The 17,999-nt window shown below is 67.8% G+C and carries 16 protein-coding genes; 14 read left to right on the top strand and 2 right to left on the bottom strand.

Annotated features, from left to right (window positions below; translation table 11 throughout):
• Positions 1–33 precede the first annotated feature (33 nt).
• Genes AB0J16_RS32975 through AB0J16_RS32920 form a run of 12 tightly spaced genes read left to right on the top strand, consistent with a single transcriptional unit; the run spans position 34 to position 14,659 of the window.
• Entirely contained in the window at positions 34–1,359 is a 1,326-nt protein-coding gene (locus tag AB0J16_RS32975; protein WP_357954683.1) for an NADH-quinone oxidoreductase subunit D, read from the top strand.
• Positions 1,356–2,012: an NADH-quinone oxidoreductase subunit NuoE gene (nuoE, locus tag AB0J16_RS32970; RefSeq protein ID WP_357954685.1), complete on the top strand. Its 657-nt coding sequence runs from the start codon at positions 1,356–1,358 to the stop codon at positions 2,010–2,012. The genes AB0J16_RS32975 and nuoE overlap by 4 nt, the downstream gene beginning before the upstream one ends.
• Entirely contained in the window at positions 2,009–3,298 is a 1,290-nt protein-coding gene (nuoF, locus tag AB0J16_RS32965; protein ID WP_219529170.1) for an NADH-quinone oxidoreductase subunit NuoF, read from the top strand. Before nuoE ends, nuoF begins: the two co-directional genes overlap by 4 nt.
• A complete protein-coding gene (locus AB0J16_RS32960) occupies positions 3,295–5,682 on the top strand; it encodes an NADH-quinone oxidoreductase subunit G (protein ID WP_358546534.1) in 2,388 nt (795 codons plus the stop codon). Before nuoF ends, AB0J16_RS32960 begins: the two co-directional genes overlap by 4 nt.
• The gene (gene nuoH, locus AB0J16_RS32955; RefSeq protein ID WP_358546531.1) at positions 5,679–7,034 is read left to right on the top strand and encodes an NADH-quinone oxidoreductase subunit NuoH; all 1,356 of its coding nucleotides are present in this window, start codon (positions 5,679–5,681) and stop codon (positions 7,032–7,034) included. The genes AB0J16_RS32960 and nuoH overlap by 4 nt, the downstream gene beginning before the upstream one ends.
• On the top strand, positions 7,021–7,536 hold the full coding sequence (nuoI, locus tag AB0J16_RS32950) for an NADH-quinone oxidoreductase subunit NuoI (RefSeq protein WP_357654965.1): 516 nt from the start codon (positions 7,021–7,023) through the stop codon (positions 7,534–7,536). The genes nuoH and nuoI overlap by 14 nt, the downstream gene beginning before the upstream one ends.
• A complete protein-coding gene (locus AB0J16_RS32945) occupies positions 7,529–8,302 on the top strand; it encodes an NADH-quinone oxidoreductase subunit J (RefSeq protein ID WP_358546529.1) in 774 nt (257 codons plus the stop codon). The genes nuoI and AB0J16_RS32945 overlap by 8 nt, the downstream gene beginning before the upstream one ends.
• On the top strand, positions 8,299–8,595 hold the full coding sequence (nuoK, locus tag AB0J16_RS32940; protein ID WP_214640635.1) for an NADH-quinone oxidoreductase subunit NuoK: 297 nt from the start codon (positions 8,299–8,301) through the stop codon (positions 8,593–8,595). The genes AB0J16_RS32945 and nuoK overlap by 4 nt, the downstream gene beginning before the upstream one ends.
• A gap of 51 nt (positions 8,596–8,646) precedes the next feature.
• Complete coding sequence (gene nuoL / locus AB0J16_RS32935) at positions 8,647–10,518, top strand: NADH-quinone oxidoreductase subunit L (protein ID WP_358547196.1); 1,872 nt, start codon at positions 8,647–8,649, stop codon at positions 10,516–10,518.
• On the top strand, positions 10,518–12,077 hold the full coding sequence (locus AB0J16_RS32930; RefSeq protein ID WP_358546526.1) for an NADH-quinone oxidoreductase subunit M: 1,560 nt from the start codon (positions 10,518–10,520) through the stop codon (positions 12,075–12,077). Before nuoL ends, AB0J16_RS32930 begins: the two co-directional genes overlap by 1 nt.
• Positions 12,074–13,660 (top strand): NADH-quinone oxidoreductase subunit NuoN, encoded by a 1,587-nt coding sequence (gene nuoN, locus AB0J16_RS32925; RefSeq protein WP_358546524.1) that lies wholly within the window; start codon positions 12,074–12,076, stop codon positions 13,658–13,660. The genes AB0J16_RS32930 and nuoN overlap by 4 nt, the downstream gene beginning before the upstream one ends.
• Before the next feature lie 9 nt (positions 13,661–13,669).
• The gene (locus AB0J16_RS32920; protein ID WP_358546521.1) at positions 13,670–14,659 is read left to right on the top strand and encodes a polyprenyl synthetase family protein; all 990 of its coding nucleotides are present in this window, start codon (positions 13,670–13,672) and stop codon (positions 14,657–14,659) included.
• On the opposite strand, the gene rarD is transcribed toward AB0J16_RS32920, so the two are convergent.
• Positions 14,627–15,553, bottom strand: coding sequence for an EamA family transporter RarD (rarD, locus tag AB0J16_RS32915; protein ID WP_358546519.1), 927 nt, complete (start codon positions 15,551–15,553; stop codon positions 14,627–14,629). The genes AB0J16_RS32920 and rarD overlap by 33 nt on opposite strands.
• A gap of 191 nt (positions 15,554–15,744) precedes the next feature.
• The gene (gene msrA, locus AB0J16_RS32910) at positions 15,745–16,257 is read right to left on the bottom strand and encodes a peptide-methionine (S)-S-oxide reductase MsrA (protein ID WP_357954715.1); all 513 of its coding nucleotides are present in this window, start codon (positions 16,255–16,257) and stop codon (positions 15,745–15,747) included.
• A gap of 215 nt (positions 16,258–16,472) precedes the next feature.
• On the opposite strand from msrA, the gene AB0J16_RS32905 reads away from it, so the two are divergent.
• Positions 16,473–17,066, top strand: a complete 594-nt coding sequence (locus AB0J16_RS32905; protein WP_358546517.1) for a DUF4291 domain-containing protein — start codon at positions 16,473–16,475, stop codon at positions 17,064–17,066.
• 445 nt (positions 17,067–17,511) lie between these two features.
• Positions 17,512–17,925, top strand: a complete 414-nt coding sequence (locus AB0J16_RS32900; protein ID WP_358546514.1) for a hypothetical protein — start codon at positions 17,512–17,514, stop codon at positions 17,923–17,925.
• Positions 17,926–17,999 lie beyond the last annotated feature (74 nt).

The following is a 17,999-nucleotide window of genomic DNA, read 5'->3' as shown; positions in this document are numbered from 1 at the left end:
GCTGAGCGTAGACGTACGAAGTGAGGTTCACTCGTGAGCACCGGATATGACGAGGCGACCGAGGGCAAGGTCTACTCGGTCACCGGCGCGGACTGGGACGAGGTCGTCAGCGGCGTCCGCGAGTCCGACGACGAGCGGCTGGTCATCAACATGGGCCCGCAGCACCCGTCCACGCACGGCGTGCTGAGGCTGGTCCTGACCCTCGACGGTGAGACGGTCACCGAGGCGCGCGGCGTCATCGGCTACCTGCACACCGGCATCGAGAAGAACCTCGAATACCGGACGTGGACGCAGGGCACCACGTTCGTCACCCGCATGGACTACCTCTCGCCGATCTTCAACGAGACCGCCTACTGCCTGGGCGTCGAGAAGCTGCTCGGCATCGAGGACCGCGTCCCGGACCGGGCGCAGGCCATCCGCGTGATGATGATGGAGCTCAACCGGATCTCCTCGCACCTGGTCGCGATGGGCACGTTCGGCATGGAGCTCGGCGCGACCACGCCCTTCCTGTTCGGCTACCGCGACCGCGAGCTGATCATGGACCTGTTCGAGTACATCACCGGGCTGCGCATGAACCACGCCTACGTCCGCCCCGGCGGCGTCAGCGTGGACCTGCCCGCGGGTGCGGTCGACAAGATCGGCGAGTTCCTCAAGATCATGCCACAGCGGATCAAGGACATCCGCAAGCTGCTCGACGAGAACCCGGTCTACCTGCGCCGCACCAAGGACGTGGGCTACCTCGACCTGACCGGCTGCATGGCTCTGGGCATCACCGGGCCCATCCTCCGCTCGGCCGGACTGCCGTGGGACCTGCGCAAGTCGCAGCCCTACTGCGGTTACGAGACCTACGACTTCGAGGTGGCGACCGAGCGCGGCTGCGACGTGTTCTCCCGCTACCTGGTCCGGATGCGGGAGATGGAGGAGTCGCTCAAGATCGTCGAGCAGGCTCTCGACCGCATCGCCGGGCCGCTCAAAGGCGACCCCGTGATGATCGAGGACAAGAAGATCGGCTGGCCCGCGCAGCTCGCGCTGGGCCCCGACGGCTTCGGCAACTCGCCCGACCACATCGCGCACATCATGGGCAGCTCCATGGAAGCCCTCATCCACCACTTCAAGCTGGTGACCGAGGGATTCCGGGTGCCGGCCGGGCAGGCGTACGCCTCGATCGAGTCGCCCAAGGGCGAGCTCGGCGCGCACGTGGTGAGCGACGGCGGCACCCGCCCCTACCGCGTCCACTTCCGCGAGCCGTCCTTCTGCAACCTGCAGGGCTTCCCCGCCATGGCGGAGGGCGGCCAGGTCGCGGACGTGATCGCCGCGGTGGCATCTATCGACCCCGTCATGGGAGGTGTGGACCGGTGACTTACTCACCGGAAGTCCGAGAGCGTCTCGAACGAGACGCCAAGGAGATCATCGGACGCTATCCGAAGACGCGGTCGGCGCTGCTGCCGCTGCTCCACCTCGTGCAGTCCGAAGACGGTCACGTCTCCGACGACGGGCAGGAGTTCTGCGCGGAGATGCTGGGCCTCAGCAAGGCCGAGGTCGTCGGTGTCGCGACGTTCTACACCATGTACAAGCGCAAGCCCGCCGGTGACTACCACGTCGGCGTCTGCATCAACGCGCTGTGCGCCGTCATGGGCGGCGACCAGATCTGGGAAGAGCTGTCGGAGCACACCGGCGTCGGCCACGAGGAGACCACCGCCGACGGCAAGGTCTCGCTGGAGCGCCTCGAGTGCAACGCGGCCTGCGACTTCGCCCCGGTCATGATGGTCAACTGGGAGTTCTTCGACAACCAGACGCCCGAGTCGGCCAAGCAGCTCGTCGACGACCTGCGTGACGGCAAGGACGTCCGGCCGACCAGGGGGCCGAAGAAGCTCTGCACCTTCAAGGAGGCCTCGCGGGTGCTCGCGGGCCTGCCCGACGACCTGGCGGGCGACGGCCCGTCGGCGGCGGGTCCCTCGCTGGAGGGCCTCAAGGTCGCCAAGGCCAACGGATGGAAGGCCCCAGAGGCATGAGCACGACTCTCACCCCGGTCCTGACCGCGAACTGGGACCAGGCCAACTCCTTCACCCTCGCCGGCTACGGCGAGTATGAGGCGGCCAAGAAGGCGCTGGGAATGGACCCCGACGCGGTCATCCAGGCCGTCAAGGACTCCGGCCTGCGCGGTCGCGGCGGCGCGGGCTTCCCGACCGGCATGAAGTGGGGCTTCATCCCCCAGGGTGACGGCAAGCCGCACTATCTCGTCGTCAACGCGGACGAGTCGGAGCCGGGCACCTGCAAGGACATCCCGCTGATGATGGCCAACCCGCACTCGCTGGTCGAGGGCGTCATCATCACCGCCTACGCGATCCGGGCCAACCACGCCTTCATCTACGTGCGCGGCGAGGTGCTGCACGTCATCCGGCGGCTGCACGCGGCCGTGCGCGAGGCGTACGAGAAGGGCTACCTCGGCACCGACATCCTCGGCTCCGGCTACGACCTCGAACTCGTCGTGCACAGCGGCGCCGGGGCGTACATCTGTGGCGAGGAGACGGCGCTGCTCGACTCGCTCGAAGGCTTCAGAGGTCAACCGCGGCTCAAGCCCCCGTTCCCGGCCGTGGCGGGCCTGTATGCCTCGCCTACTGTTGTGAACAACGTGGAGTCTGTGGCCAGTGTTCCCTCAATCGTGACCAACGGGGCCGACTGGTTCGCCGGGATGGGCACCGAGAAGTCCAAGGGCTTCGGCATCTTCTCGCTGAGCGGCCACGTCACCCGGCCCGGCCAGTACGAGGCGCCGCTCGGCATCACGCTGCGCGAGCTGCTCGACATGGCGGGCGGGATCCGCGAGGGCCACGAGATCAAGTTCTGGACCCCGGGCGGCTCGTCCACCCCGATCTTCACCGACGAGCACCTGGACGTGCCGCTCGACTTCGAGTCGGTCGGCGCCAAGGGCTCCATGCTCGGCACCCGCGCGTTGCAGATCTTCGACGAGACGACCTGCGTGGTCCGTACGGTCCTGCGCTGGACGGAGTTCTACGCCCACGAGTCGTGCGGCAAGTGCACGCCGTGCCGCGAGGGCACCTACTGGCTCAAGCAGGTGCTCAAGCGCCTGGAGAAGGGCCAGGGCACCGAGGAGGACCTGTCCACGATCACCGACATCGCGGACAACATCCTGGGCCGCTCGTTCTGCGCGCTCGGTGACGGCGCGACGAGCCCGATCCACTCCTCGGTGAAGTACTTCCGCGACGAGTACCTCAAGCACTTCGAGGTCGGCGGCTGCCCGTTCGACGCGAAGAAGTCCACTCTCTGGGGTGACCAGTGACAACAACCGCCGTAGAGACCAATCTGGTGACCCTCAGCATCGACGGGTTCCAGGTCAGCGTCCCGAAGGGCACCCTGATCATCAGGGCGGCAGAGCTGCTGGGCATCCAGATCCCGCGCTTCTGCGACCACCCGCTGCTCGACCCGGCGGCCAACTGCCGCCAGTGCCTGGTCGACATCCCCGACGCCGGCAACGGCCGTGGCTTCCCCAAGCCGCAGCCGTCCTGCGCGATCGAGGTCGCCGAGGGCATGGTGGTGCAGACCCAGCTCACCTCGCCGGTCGCCGAGAAGGCGCAGCGCGGGGCCATGGAGCTGCTGCTCATGAACCACCCGCTGGACTGCCCGGTCTGCGACAAGGGCGGCGAGTGCCCCCTGCAGAACCAGGCGATGTCCAACGGCCAGGGCGAGTCCAGGTTCCAGGAGCAGAAGCGGACCTTCCCCAAGCCGCTGCCGCTGTCCTCGCAGGTCCTGCTCGACCGCGAGCGCTGCGTCCAGTGCGCCCGCTGCATCCGCTTCTCCGACCAGATCGCCGGCGACCCGTTCATCGACTTCTTCGAGCGCGGGGCCAAGGAGCAGGTGGGTGTCGCCGACGGCAAGCCGTTCGACTCCTACTTCTCCGGCAACACGGTGCAGATCTGCCCGGTCGGCGCGCTGACCGGCGCCGCCTACCGGTTCCGGGCCAGGCCGTTCGACCTGGTCTCCACGCCGAGCGCGTGCGAGCACTGCGCCTCCGGCTGCAGCCTGCGCACCGACCATCGGCGCGGCCGGGTCACCCGCCGCCTGGCGGGCAACGACCCGCAGGTCAACGAGGAGTGGAACTGCGACAAGGGCCGCTGGGCGTTCTCCTACGCCACGCAGCCCGACCGGCTCAAGACGCCGCTGGTACGCAACGAGGACGGCGTGCTCGAACCCGCCTCGTGGCCGGAGGCGCTCAGCGTCGCGGCCCGTGGCCTGGCCGCCGCGCGCGGCAGGGCCGGGGTGCTGGTGGGCGGCCGGGTCACGGTCGAGGACGCCTACGCCTACGCCAAGTTCACCCGGCTGGCCCTCGGCAGCAACGACATCGATTTCCGCGCCAGGCCGCACTCCGCCGAGGAGGCGCAGTTCCTGGCCCACGCCGTGGCCGGCAGGGGCATCGAGGTTTCCTACAGTGACCTCGAGAGCGCCCCTGCCGTGCTGCTCGTCGGGTTCGAGCCCGAGGACGAGTCGCCGATCGTCTTCCTGCGCCTGCGCAAGGCGTGGATGAAGAAGGGCCTGAAGGTCACGGCGATCGCCCCGTTCGCCACCAACGGCCTGGCCAAGATGGGCGGCACGCTCATCCGCACCGCGCCGGGCGCGGAGGCCGACGCGATCGGCGAGCTGGTCGGCTCGCTCGCTGAGGGCACGATCGTGCTCGCCGGTGAGCGGCTGGCCACTGTTCCGGGTGCTCTGTCCGCCCTCGTACGCCTCAGCACCGCGTCGGGCGCCAAGCTCGCCTGGGTCCCGCGCAGGGCCGGCGAGCGGGGCGCCATCGAGGCGGGCGCGCTGCCGAACCTGCTGCCCATCGGCCGCCCGGCCGGCGACGAGAGCGCCAGGGCCGAGGTCGCCAGGGCGTGGAACGTCGGCTCGCTGCCCGACGCGCCGGGTCGCGACACCACGGGCATGCTCCTCGCGGCACTGGAGGGCAAGCTCGACGCGCTGGTCGTGGCCGGTGTCGACCCCTACGACCTGGCCGACCCGGCCGCGGCGCTGGCCGCGCTGGAGAACACCCCGTTCATCGTCAGCCTGGAGATCCGCGCCAGCGCGGTCACCGACCGGGCCGACGTGGTCCTGCCGGTCGCCGCCGTGCAGGAGAAGGGCGGCACGTTCGTCAACTGGGAAGGCAGGGGCCGCTCCTTCGGGGCCCCGCTCAGGGTGCCCGGCCTGCAGAGCGACCTGGCCGTGATCAGCAACCTGGCCGACCGGATGGACGTCCACCTGGGCCTGCCCGACGCCGCGGCCGCCCGCCGCGAGCTGAGCGCGATGGGCTCCTGGCGCGGCACCCGCGTCGCCGCCCCCAGCACCGCCACCCGCTCGCAGCTCGCGCCGCGGACCGGCGAGGCGCTGCTGGCCAGCTGGCACCTGCTGCTCGACGACGGCCGCCTGCAGGACGGCGAGCCGTACCTCGCGGGCACCGCCCGGCCGGCCGAAGCGCTGGTCTCGGAGGCCACCGCGGCGGAGATCGGCGTCGTCGACGGCGACAAGCTGGTCGTCGGCGGTCAAGGACCCAACGCGGTCACGTTGCCGGTGCGCGTCGCCGACCTGCCGGACCGGGTGGTCTGGGTGCCGGCGAACTCCGGCGGCTGCTCGGTCACGCGCGATCTCGGCGCGGCGGCCGGCGACATCGTCACGATCGGGAGCGCCTCATGATCCCTGTTCTCCTGACTGATCCGACGCTTGCCGACTTCGGCAAGGATCCGCTCTGGATCACCATCATCAAGGCAGTGATGCTGTTCGCTTTCCTGATGCTCTGCATTCTGTTCGGCGTCTGGTTCGAACGGAAGCTGATCTCCAGGATGCAGAACCGCTTCGGCCCCAACCGGGCGGGCAAGTTCGGCCTGCTCCAGTCGGTGGCCGACGGCATCAAGATGGGACTGAAGGAAGACCTCTTCCCGCGGACCGTCGACAAGCTGCTCTACCTGATGGCCCCGGTCATCATGGTGATCCCGGCCTTCCTGGCCTTCTCGATCACCCCGTTCGGGCCGATGGTCAACCTGTTCGGCGTGCGGACGCCGCTGCAGCTGGTCGACCTGCCGGTGGCCGTGCTGTTCATGCTGGCCATGGGTGCCATCTCGGTCTACGGCGTGGTGCTGGCCGGCTGGTCGTCGCGCTCGCCGTACGCGCTGCTGGGCGGGCTCCGGTCGGCGGCGCAGGTGGTCTCGTACGAGATCGCGATGGGTCTGTCCTTCGTCGGCGTGTTCCTGTTCGCGGGGACGCTGTCGACGTCGGAGATCGTCAAGTCGCAGGCGACCGGCGGCGAGCTGTGGGGCATGTCGATGCCCTCCTGGTACGTCGTCCTGCTGCTGCCGTCCTTCCTGATCTACGTGTTCTGCGCCTTCGGTGAGGCCGCGCGTATCCCGTTCGACCTGCCCGAGGGTGAGGGCGAGCTGGTCGGTGGCTTCCAGACCGAGTACTCCTCGTCGCTGAAGTTCGCGCTGATCATGATGGGCGAATACCTGCACACCTTCGTCGCCTCGGCGATGGCCATCACGCTGTTCCTCGGTGGCTGGCGGGCTCCGTTCCCGATCACGTGGTTCTGGGCCGGCGCGAACGAGGGCTGGTGGCCGCTGCTGTGGTTCTTCGTCAAGTTCGTGCTGGTCTTCTGCTTCGTGGTGTGGGTGCGGGCCTCGCTGCCGCGCGTCCGCTACGACCAGCTCATGTCGCTGGGGTGGAAGGTTCTCATCCCGGTCAACCTGGCGTGGATCATGCTGGTCGCCACGATCCGGACCGTCATGTACGTCAAGAACGGCGAAGCCGGCTTCCAGGGCAGCCTGGCACCCGTCATGGTGGTCGCGGTGGTCGTCATCGTCGGCGCGCTCGGCATCTGGGCCCGGTTCGACACCGTGAACCAGCGCCGCAAGGAAGCGAAGAAGGCGGAGGTCGAGGCGGAGTTCGAGGAGCTGTCCAACGAGCCAACGGCCGGTGGCTTCCCTGTGCCGCCGCTCGACCTGCCGCACTACCACGGGGTGCAGCACAAGGAGATTCCCAGTGGGACTAACTGATTGGCTGAACCCCGTCAAGGGCTTCGGGGTCACCTTCCACACGATGTTCAAGAAGCCCGTCACGGTGAACTACCCGGAGGAGAAGAGGCCCACGGCGCCTCGCTTCCACGGGCGGCACCAGCTCAACCGCTGGCCTGACGGGCTGGAGAAGTGCGTCGGCTGCGAGCTGTGCGCCTGGGCGTGCCCGGCCGACGCCATCTACGTGGAAGGTGCCGACAACACCGACGCGGAGCGCTTCTCGCCGGGTGAACGTTACGGCCGCACCTACCAGATCAACTATCTGCGGTGCATTCTCTGCGGTCTGTGCATCGAGGCGTGCCCCACACGGGCCCTCACGATGACCAACGAGTACGAACTGGCCGACACCAACCGCGAGAGCCTCATCTTCACCAAGGAGATGCTCCTCGCGCCCCTGACCCAGGGGATGGAGCAGCCTCCGCACCCCATGCGGCTCGGGGACACCGAAGAGGACTACTACCGGCTGGGACGGACCAATGGGTGAGACCATTACCTTCTGGGTGCTCGCCGTCGTCTCCGTCGGCGCCGCACTCGGCATGGTGTTCAACCGGAAGGCCGTCTACTCGGCGCTGATGCTCGGCACCGTGATGCTGTGCCTCGCGGTCCTCTACGCCGTGCAGGACGCGCCCTTCCTGGCCGCGGTGCAGATCATCGTCTACACCGGCGCCGTCATGATGCTCTTCCTGTTCGTGCTCATGCTGGTCGGTGTCGACTCCTCCGACTCGCTGGTGGAGACGCTGCGGGGTCAGCGCTTCTGGGCCGCGATCGCCGCCGTCGGCTTCGCCGCGCTGGTCATCCTGGCCATCGGCAACGCCGTCTTCGCCAAGGAGGCCGGGCTGGCCTCGGCGATCGGGCAGGCCGGTTACATCCGCTCGCTGGCGCTGCTGCTCTTCACGAAGTACGTCTTCGCCTTCGAGATCACCTCGGCGCTGCTGATCACCGCCGCGCTCGGCGCGATGGTGCTGGCGCACCGCGAGCGGCTGACCGTACGGCCTTCGCAGAAGGACCTGGCCCGCGCCCGGTTCCTCGGCGATCGCCCGTCGCCGCTGCCCGGACCCGGCACCTACGCCAGGAGCAACGCCATCGACATGCCGGCGCTGCTGCCCGACGGCTCGGTCGCGGAGAGCTCGGTCAACCGCTACATCGCGCGGTTCGACGTCGAGCAGGGTCATCTGCCCGAGGACCCGAAGCTCGCCGAGGCCATCAAGCACAGGGCCGCCGTCGAGTCGGCTGAGGAGGAGTCCAAGTGACCACCCATTACCTCGTCCTGTCGGGCCTGCTGTTCGCCATCGGCGCGATGGGCGTGCTGATCCGGCGCAACGCGATCGTGGTGTTCATGTGCGTCGAGCTCATGCTCAACGCCTGCAACCTCGCGTTCGTCGCCTTCGCCAGGCAGAACGGCAACCTCGAAGGCCAGATCATCGCGTTCTTCGTGATGGTGGTGGCCGCGGCCGAGGTCGTGGTCGGCCTGGCCATCATCGTGACGATCTTCCGAACCCGCAGGTCCGCGTCGGTAGACGACGCCAACCTGCTGAAGTACTAGAGGTGACTGGTGGAATCTCCTGCTGAGATCGTCCAGCACACCGCCGGCGGCATGATCGGGGCCTCTTGGCTGATGATCGCCTTCCCGTTGCTGGGTGCGGCGATCCTGCTGATCCTCGGACGCATGACCAACCGGTGGGGCCATCTGCTGGGCGTGGCCATGTCCCTCGCCTCGTTCGTCGTGGCGGTGCTGACCTTCTTCGAGCTCATCGGCCTACCGGAAGAACAGCGCCGTCAGGCCGTACATCTGTATGAGTTCATTCCCGGCATGGTCGACATGGGGTTGCTGATCGACCCGCTGTCGATCAGCTTCGCGCTGCTGATCACCGGTGTCGGATCGCTGATCCACATCTACTCGATCGGGTACATGTCGCACGACGCCGAGCGGCGCCGGTTCTTCTCCTATCTGAACCTCTTCGTCGCCGCGATGCTCCTGCTGGTGCTGGCCGACAACTACGTCGGGCTGTTCATCGGCTGGGAGGGCGTGGGCCTGGCCTCGTACCTGCTCATCGGGTTCTGGCAGTTCAAGCCCTCGGCGGCGGTCGCGGCCAAGAAGGCGTTCATCGTCAACCGCGTGGGTGACTTCGGGCTGCTGGTCGGCATGTTCATCATTCTGGCCACGTTCCACACGCTGACCTTCAGCGAGCTGGGCGCGCAGATCGCGAAGAGCCCGCCGTCCGGCGGCGCGGTCACCGCGATCGGCCTGCTGCTGCTCCTCGGCGCGTGCGGCAAGTCGGCACAGCTGCCGCTGCAGTCCTGGTTGCTCGACGCGATGGAGGGCCCGACTCCGGTCTCGGCCCTGATCCACGCGGCGACCATGGTCACCGCCGGTGTCTACCTGGTGGTCCGCTCCGGCGCGTTCTTCTTCCCGCCGGACTCGGCGCAGGCGCTCGCCGTCTCGATCGTCGGCGCGGCCACGCTGCTGGCCGGTGCCATCATCGGTTGCGCGAAGGACGACATCAAGAAGGGCCTGGCCGGCTCGACCATGTCGCAGATCGGCTACATGATGCTCGGCGCGGGCATGGGCCCGGCGGGCTACGCCTTCGCGATCGGGCACCTGATCACGCACGGCTTCTTCAAGGCCGACCTGTTCCTCGGGGCCGGCTCGGTCATGCACGGCATGAACGACGAAGTGAACATGCGGAAGTACGGCGGGCTGCGCAAGCACATGCCGATCACCTTCGCGACGTTCTTCATCGGCTACCTGGCGATCATCGGCTTCCCCCTGCTGTCCGGATATTTCACGAAGGACGGCATCATCGAGACCGCCGTTCACCACCAGCCGATCCTCGGCTGGCTGGCCGTGCTCGGTGCGGGCATCACCGGCTTCTACATGTCGCGGATGGTCTTCATGACCTTCTTCGGCGAAAAGCGCTGGGAGAAGGACGCCCACCCGCACGAGTCGCCCGCCGTCATGACGTGGCCGCTGATGATCCTGTCGCTCGGCGCGCTCTTCCTGGGCGGCTACCTGATCCTGAGCAACAGGCTGTACGACTTCCTCAAGGTCGCCGTGGGCACCGCGGAAGAGCGGCCGGAGTTCGACTTCACCAGCACGGCCGGCTTGGTCACGCTGGCGCTGGTGGCCGTCGGTGCGGGCTTCGCCTGGGTCAGGTACGGCAGGGCCGAGGTGCCCGCCGTGGCGCCGCGCGGCTCCTTCCTCACCACGTTCGCCCGTCGTGACCTCTACGGCGACGCGCTCAACGAGTCCCTGTTCATGCGCCCCGGCCAGTGGCTGACCCGCTTCGCGGTGTACTTCGACAACCGCGGCATCGACGGGCTGGTCAACGGCCTGGCGGCGGGCATCGGCGGGACCTCGGGGCGTCTCAGGCGGATCCAGACGGGCTTCGCCAGATCCTACGCGCTGTCCATCCTGTTCGGTGCTGCCCTCCTGGCAGGCGCCCTGCTCCTCGTTGGGAACATCTGATGTCACCCTGGCTCCCGATACTCATGGCGGTGCCCGTCCTGGGCGCCATCGTGGTGGCCCTGCTTCCCAAGGGCAGTGACAAGCTGGCCAAACAGGCCACGCTGCTGGTGTCCCTGGTCGTGCTGGCGCTGACGCTCGTCATGGCGGCCCAGTTCAAGACGGGCGGCCCCAGGTTCCAGTTCCAGGCGGACCCCGACTGGATCCCGAGCTTCGGCGTGAAGTTCGGGGTCGGCGTCGACGGCATCGCGCTCGTGCTGATCGCGCTGTCGGCGGTGCTGGTGCCGATCGTAGTGCTCGCCTCCTGGCACGACGCCGACGGCACGCAGAGCGCCGACGGCACGCTGATCACCCCGAAGCGGTCGGTCAAGACGTACTTCTCGCTGCTGCTGGTGCTGGAAGCGATGATGATCGGCGTCTTCGCGTCGACCGACATCTTCCTGTTCTACGTCTTCTTCGAAGCCATGCTGATCCCGATGTACTTCATGATCGGGTCGTACGGTGGCGCGCAGCGGTCGTACGCGGCCGTCAAGTTCCTGCTGTACTCGCTGTTCGGCGGCCTGCTCATGCTGGTCGCGGTCATCGCGCTGTACGTCGTCGCGGGCAAGGGCACGTTCATGTTCCCCGAGCTCGTCGGCGTCATCCAGGACCCCGCGACGCAGAAGTGGCTGTTCGCCGGCTTCTTCATCGCCTTCGCGATCAAGGCGCCGCTCTGGCCGGTGCACACCTGGCTGCCCGACGCGGCCGCGCAGGCTCCGGCCGGCGCCGCCGTGCTGCTCGTGGGTGTGCTCGACAAGGTCGGTACGTTCGGCATGCTCCGCTTCTGCCTGGAGCTGTTCCCCGACGCGGCCAAGGCGTTCACGATGCCCATCGTGGTCCTCGCGGTCATCAGCATCATCTACGGCGCGATCGTGGCCATCGGGCAGACCGACATGAAGCGGCTCATCGCCTACACGTCGATCTCGCACTTCGGCTTCATCGTGATGGGCGTGTTCGCCATGTCGCAGGTGTCGCAGTCCGGCGCCGCGCTCTACATGGTCAACCACGGCTTCGCCACCGGCGCGCTGTTCCTGGCCGCCGGGTTCCTCATCGCCCGGCGCGGCTCGCCGCACATCGCCGACTACGGAGGCGTCCAGAAGGTCGCCCCGCTGCTCGCGGGCTTCTTCCTGATCGCCGGTCTGGCCGGTCTGTCGCTGCCGGGGCTGTCGTCGTTCGTCAGCGAGTTCATGGTGATGATCGGCACCTACACCAGCTCCGCCTTCGGGTCCGGCGCGCTGGCGGTCGCGGCGATCGTCTCCGCGCTGGCCGTGATCCTGGCGGCCGTCTACATCCTGTGGATGGTGCAGCGGGCGCTCAACGGGCCGACCGCCGAGCCGGTGAAGGCCTTCAAGGACCTGAACGTGCGCGAGATCGTCGTCCTCGCGCCGCTCATCGCGCTGATCATCGGCTTCGGCTTCTTCCCCAAGCCGCTGCTGGACGTGATCAACCCCACGGTCACCCAGACGCTGGTCAACGTGAAAGTGGACAACCCGGCTATCGCTGAGAAGGGGGCCGGCCAGTGAACGACGCTGTCGTGGCGCCGACCATCGAATACGGCACGCTGGCGCCGATGCTGCTGGTCTTCGGCGCGGCCGTCGTCGGTGTGCTCGTAGAGGCGTTCGCGCCGCGCTACATGCGCAAGTCGATCCACGTACCCCTCACCCTGCTGTCCCTGGCCGGGGCGTTCGCGCTGGTCATCGTGCAGGTGGTCAAGGGCGCCGTGCCGACGGCGCCGGTCGCCATGGGCGCGGTCGCGGTCGACGGGCCCTCGCTGTTCATCTGGGGCGTCATCCTCGTCCTGTCGTTCGTCTGCGTGCTGATGATCAACGACGAGGGCCACTTCGTCGCCTCGGCGGCGGCCGTGCCCGGCAGCGCCGACGAGGAGGAGGCCGAGGCCGCCGGTGGCTCGCACACCGAGGTCTACCCGCTGGTCCTGTTCGCGGTGGGCGGCATGCTGCTCTTCCCCGCCTCGCACGACCTGCTGACCATGTTCGTCGGCCTTGAGGTCATGTCGCTGCCGCTGTACCTGCTGTGCGGCCTGGCCCGCCGGCGCCGCCTGCTGTCGCAGGAGGCGTCGATGAAGTACTTCCTGCTCGGCGCGTTCTCCTCGGCCTTCTTCCTGTACGGCACGGCCATGATCTACGGCTACGCCGGGACGGTGTCCTTCACCGGCATCAACAAGGCTCTGGCCACCGGCTCGCTGCTCGACCCGATCCTGCTGCTCGGAGTCTCGCTGCTCGGCGTCGGCCTGCTGTTCAAGATCGGCGCGGCGCCGTTCCAGGCGTGGAAGCCGGACGTCTACCAGGGCGCTCCGACGCCCATCACCGCCCTCATGGCCTCCGGCACGCTGGTCGCCGCCGTGGGCGCCGTGCTGCGGGTGTTCTGGGTGGCGCTGGGCAACCTGGACTGGGACTGGCGTCCGGTCATGTGGGCCGTCGCGGCCCTGACGATGGTGGTCGGCGCGATCCTGGCGATCACGCAGACCGACATCAAGCGCATGCTGGCCTACTCCTCCATCGCGCACGCGGGCTTCCTGCTGATCGGTGTCATGGCCACGTTCGACAAGAGCGCGCAGAACGCCAAGTCGCTGTCGGCGATCATGTTCTACCTGCTCGTCTACAGCATCACCACGGTCGGCGCCTTCGCGGTGGTCACCATGGTCCGCGATCCCGGCGGCGAGGCGGGTCACCTGTCGCGCTGGGCCGGGCTGGGCAAGCGCTCGCCGATCCTGGCGGGTATCTTCGCCTTCTTCCTGCTGGCCTTCGCCGGCATTCCGCTGACCAGCGGCTTCTTCGGCAAGTACGCCGTGTTCGCCGCCGCGCTGGCCAGTGGGTCCGAGGCCGGTGACTCGCTCGGGGGCTGGATGACCGGGCTGGTCGTGCTGGGCGTCATCGCCTCCGCGATCGCCGCGTTCTTCTACGTGCGCGTCATCGTCCTGATGTTCTTCAGCGACCCGGCGGCCGACGGTCCGTCGATCGCGGTGCCCAGTATGGGGACCGTGGCCGTCATCGCCATCTCGCTGCTGATTACGGTAGGAGTCGGGCTCTTCCCGCAGCCCATGCTCGACCTCGCCAACCAGGCTGCATCCGGCCTGTTCATCAGATAGGGGATCTGTATGTCCGCGCCTCCCGTGGTTGACCTTCCCATTGAGGACGAACGGTTGGCGCAGGACGTGGCCAACGGACTGGCCGCTGTCGAGAAGCTGCTGCGTTCGTCGGTGGAGAGCGAGGACGCCTTCGTCACGGAGGCGTCCAAGCACCTCATCGAGGCCGGGGGCAAGCGCTTCCGTACGCTGATGGTGCTGCTGGCGGCCCAGTTCGGGGATCCGTCGGCGCCGGGTGTCGTGCCCGGCGCCGTGGTCATCGAGCTGACCCATCTCGGGTCGCTCTACCACGACGACGTCATGGACGAGGCTCCGGTACGCCGGGGCTCGCCGTCGGCCAACGCCCGGTGGGACAACACCGTGGCCATCCTCACCGGCGACTACCTGTTCGCCCAGGCGTCCGACCTCCTGGCCGACCTCGGGCCTGAGCTCATCCGCGTACAGGCGCAGACCTTCTCCCGCCTCGTCCAGGGCCAGATCCGCGAGACCATCGGGCCGCGCGGCGAAGAGGACCCGGTGGCGCACTACATCAGTGTTCTGGCGGACAAGACCGGGTCCCTGATCGCGGCCTCCGGCCGGTTCGGGGCGCTGCTGTCCGGGGCGCCGTCCGACGTCGAGGAGCGGCTCAGCCGGGCGTGCGAGGCGGTCGGGGTGGCCTGGCAGCTGGGGGACGACCTGCTCGACGTGGCGTCCACCTCGACGGAGTCGGGCAAGACACCGGGGACCGATCTGCGGGAGGGTGTCCGGACGCTGCCGGTCCTCTACGCTCTGGCCTCGGACCCGTCCTCGCGGCTGGCGGAGCTGCTGTCGGGGCCGGTGGCCGAGTCGGACCTGGACGAGGCGCTGACGCTGCTGCGGGCGCACCCGGCCATGGGACAGGCGCGGGCCGAGCTGGATGCCTGGGTGAACCGGGCTCGTACCGACCTTTCCAGCCTCCCAGACATCCCCGCCAAGAACGCATTTTTGGCGCTATGTGACTACGTTGTCGAGCGTTCTGGGTGATCTCCGGATCGCGGCCCGGGTAGCGCGGGCCGTACGGATGCTGTCGTAGGTGAAGACGGCCAGGGCCAGCCACACGATCGAGAACCCGATCCAGCGGCTGGCCGGCATCGTCTCCTTGGCGACCAGCACCCCGCACAGGAACTGCAGGACCGGCGCGATGTACTGAAGCAGGCCGATGGTGCTGAGCGGCACCCGGATGGCGGCGGCGGTGAAGCACAGCAGCGGCACCGCCGTGATCACCCCCGCCCCGACCAGGAGCGCCGCGTGGCCGAGCCCCTCGGTTCCGAACGTGGACTGCCCGGTCAGGCTGAGATAGAGGATGTAGCCCAGCGCGGGGGTGAGCAGTACCAGGGTCTCGACGGTGAGGCTCTCGGCCGCGCCCACGTTCGCCTGCTTCTTGACCAGCCCGTACAGACCGAAGCTGACGGCCAGCGCGAGCGCGATCCACGGCGGCCGGCCGTAGTCGATGGTCAGCACGAGCACGGCGAGCGTCCCGAACCCGACAGCCACCCACTGCAGCGGCCTGAGCCGCTCCTTGAGCAGCACAACCCCGAACAGCACGCTGATCAGCGGGTTGATGAAGTATCCCAGGGCACTCTCGACCACCTGGTTAGCGTTGACGGCATAGATGTACACGCCCCAGTTGACGGTGACGATCATGGCGGCCAGCGTCAGCAGGGCGAGCTTCCTGGGCTCTTTGAGCAGCGCCCGCATCCAGGACCAGTGGCGCCGCACGGCCAGCACCACCAGGACCGCGACCAGTGACCAGGCCATGCGGTGCGCGAGGATCTCAATGGCTCCTGACGGCTTGAGCAGCGGCCAGTACAGGGGGAACAAACCCCACATCGTGTAGGCGGCAGCCCCGAACAGCACACCGCGCCTCAGGTCAGGCATGTAGTCCAGTTTCGGGCATTACCACCTTTAAACACAAATGCGTATTGCTGTATGGAAATATGTAGGACTGCTAAAAGATGGCGGGGCTTGTCACGGTGCGGGCAGGCAGGGAGAGCTGCTCGGCGGACGCGGAGTTGACGCGAGTCCACAGCGGTCCGCTGTGGACGACCACGACCGACGGCTGAACGGGGTCAGCCCTCCGTGCGGGCGGGCAGCCGCCATCCCGGACGCGGGAAGTGGCAGGTGTAGCCGTTCGGGTAATGCTGCAGGTAGTCCTGGTGCTCGGGCTCGGCCTCCCAGAAGGGGCCGACCGGCTCCACCTCGGTGACGACCTTGCCCGGCCAGAGTCCGGAGGCGTCCACATCGGCGATCGTGTCCTCGGCGATCCGCTTCTGCTCGTCGTCCACGTAGTAGATCGCCGAACGGTAGCTGAGACCGATGTCGTTGCCCTGGCGATTCTTGGTGCTCGGGTCGTGGATCTGGAAGAAGAACTCCAGGATCGCCCGGTAATCGGTCGTCTCGGGGTCGAAAAGGATCTCGATGGCCTCCGCGTGCGTCCCGTGGTTACGGTACGTCGCGTTCGGCACGTCACCCCCGGTGTATCCGACCCGGGTCGCCGTCACACCCGGAAGGCGGCGGATCAGCTCCTCCATCCCCCAGAAGCATCCGCCCGCCAGCACGGCCCTCTGCGTCTGTGTAGCCATGACGACCCCCTCCAAGATCTCTCAGCTCGGTCGCTCGGGCACCACCGGCATCCCATGCCTGCCCGCTCTTCTCAACACGCGAGGGTTCCAAGCGATTCCGTGCCCGCAAGCCACCGGCGATCCGCACGGTGCCGCGGCCGACGCTCTCCGCCAGAGTGAACGGCCGTTCGAAAATTCGCTGGCCGCCTGAGCCGACCGCCCTCACGCTGTACACCATGGAACAACCGCAACGCGAAATCCGTGCCGCCTATTCGGACTCAACGATCACCGTCTACCAGGCGTACGACCCGGAAATCGGCCTGCCCGCCATCCGCGACGGCCGTTTCCCTGCCGCGTGGAAACGGAACAGGATGACGTGGATCAAGCCGTCGTTCCTGTGGATGATGTACCGGTGCGGCTGGGGCGCCAAGGCAGGACAGGAGACCGTTCTCGCCGTCGAGATCAACCGTGACGGCTTCGAATGGGCGCTGCGGCACGCGTGCCTGTCGACCTACGCGCGCGACGTACACCCCGACCGCGAAACCTGGCAGCTTCAGTTGAAGCGCGCCCCCGCCCGCGTGCAGTGGGACCCCGAGCGGGGCCTGCGTTCGCAGCCGCTGCCCTACCGATCCCTGCAACTCGGCCTCTCCGGTGAGGCCGTACGACGCTACGCCGACGAATGGACGGTCGCCATCCGCGACATGACCCCGCTCGCCCACGAGATACACGCCCTCGTCAGCGGCGGTGACCTGGACTCCGCCGCCCGGCTGCTGCCCCAGGAACGCTCATATCCCGTTGGAGCCGAGCTTCTTGCTCACCTACGGGGGTGACACCTCCTCGGCGTGCTGATCGCCTCGGACGACCGGCAGCTGTCCGACCTGCGGATCGAGCGGTTCCTGCGCGGGATCATGCTGGCCGCGCGGCCGCGGTGGGCGCGCTGATGGGAGCCGAGGCGACCGGGCTCGCCAGCCACAGGCTGGGCCGGTCAGAGGAGGAGGCTGTGGCTTCCTTGCGTCACGCCATCGACCTGATCATGCGGTCGCGATCCCGCCTGCCAGGAGAATGGTGATCGGTCCGCGGCGCACCTAACTGGGGTCAATCCAATATGAGTGACGCGTTGGATGTTGCGGCAAACGGTTACTGCGGGATCGGCGGGACGGGCGTGACCTGCCCCCTCGGTCTGACAATCAGCGATGGGGAGTAATGATTCGCCTTACGCGGCGTGGCAGTGAGACGGAGGCTCTGGCCGGAAGCCTCACTCCCGACGAACGTCAGATGATCAGGGTCCTCGATCTTCAGCGCCTCGCCGTGGAGAAAGAGGGCCGGACGCCCGAACAGGCGGCGCAGGCAAAGGATCCAATCTATGGCGTTCTCTCCTCTTTCTCGATATGGGAGGACTTGATCAACGACATGGAGGAGAGGGGGCCAGGCCAGGACTTTGGCTACACGTACCTCAATGACCTGACTGTCCGGGATGGTCTGGAAGAGTATTGCGAGGCTCTGCAAGGAACGGCTCATACGAAGCTCACCCGCACGCTGGATCGCCTCGACGAGCGCTATCGCGCCGTGACGCACGAGGACGGCGGCGCTCAGCTCGCACGGTACTGGCGGCCCCTCGCAGAGGGGAACGAGACCCGATGGTGGTGGACTCGAGCGCCGAACGATCTACCGCCGGGGTGGGTTCGCTAGCAGTTACGGCGACAACCGTCTCGCCGGGTGAGCCGTCCCTCCAGATCCGCCGCCTTGTGTTTCCGGGAGGCCAT

The organism is Nonomuraea sp. NPDC049750 (assembly GCF_040659625.1).
Taxonomy (GTDB): domain Bacteria; phylum Actinomycetota; class Actinomycetes; order Streptosporangiales; family Streptosporangiaceae; genus Nonomuraea.
Note: the sequence above shows the minus strand (reverse complement) of the source record. Positions and strands in the feature narration are given on the sequence as shown.

Bases quoted from the DNA above. Each gene is read 5' to 3' on its own strand.
- AB0J16_RS32930 (WP_358546526.1), top strand. From the start codon at position 10,518: ATGTCACCCTGGCTCCCGATACTCATGGCGGTGCCCGTCCTGGGCGCC.
- nuoL (WP_358547196.1), top strand. From the start codon at position 8,647: ATGATCGGGGCCTCTTGGCTGATGATCGCCTTCCCGTTGCTGGGTGCG.
- nuoF (WP_219529170.1), top strand. From the start codon at position 2,009: ATGAGCACGACTCTCACCCCGGTCCTGACCGCGAACTGGGACCAGGCC.
- AB0J16_RS32900 (WP_358546514.1), top strand. From the start codon at position 17,512: ATGATCAGGGTCCTCGATCTTCAGCGCCTCGCCGTGGAGAAAGAGGGC.
- nuoH (WP_358546531.1), top strand. From the start codon at position 5,679: ATGATCCCTGTTCTCCTGACTGATCCGACGCTTGCCGACTTCGGCAAG.
- AB0J16_RS32920 (WP_358546521.1), top strand. From the start codon at position 13,670: ATGTCCGCGCCTCCCGTGGTTGACCTTCCCATTGAGGACGAACGGTTG.
- rarD (WP_358546519.1), bottom strand. From the start codon at position 15,553: ATGCCTGACCTGAGGCGCGGTGTGCTGTTCGGGGCTGCCGCCTACACG.
- AB0J16_RS32905 (WP_358546517.1), top strand. From the start codon at position 16,473: ATGGAACAACCGCAACGCGAAATCCGTGCCGCCTATTCGGACTCAACG.
- AB0J16_RS32945 (WP_358546529.1), top strand. From the start codon at position 7,529: ATGGGTGAGACCATTACCTTCTGGGTGCTCGCCGTCGTCTCCGTCGGC.
- msrA (WP_357954715.1), bottom strand. From the start codon at position 16,257: ATGGCTACACAGACGCAGAGGGCCGTGCTGGCGGGCGGATGCTTCTGG.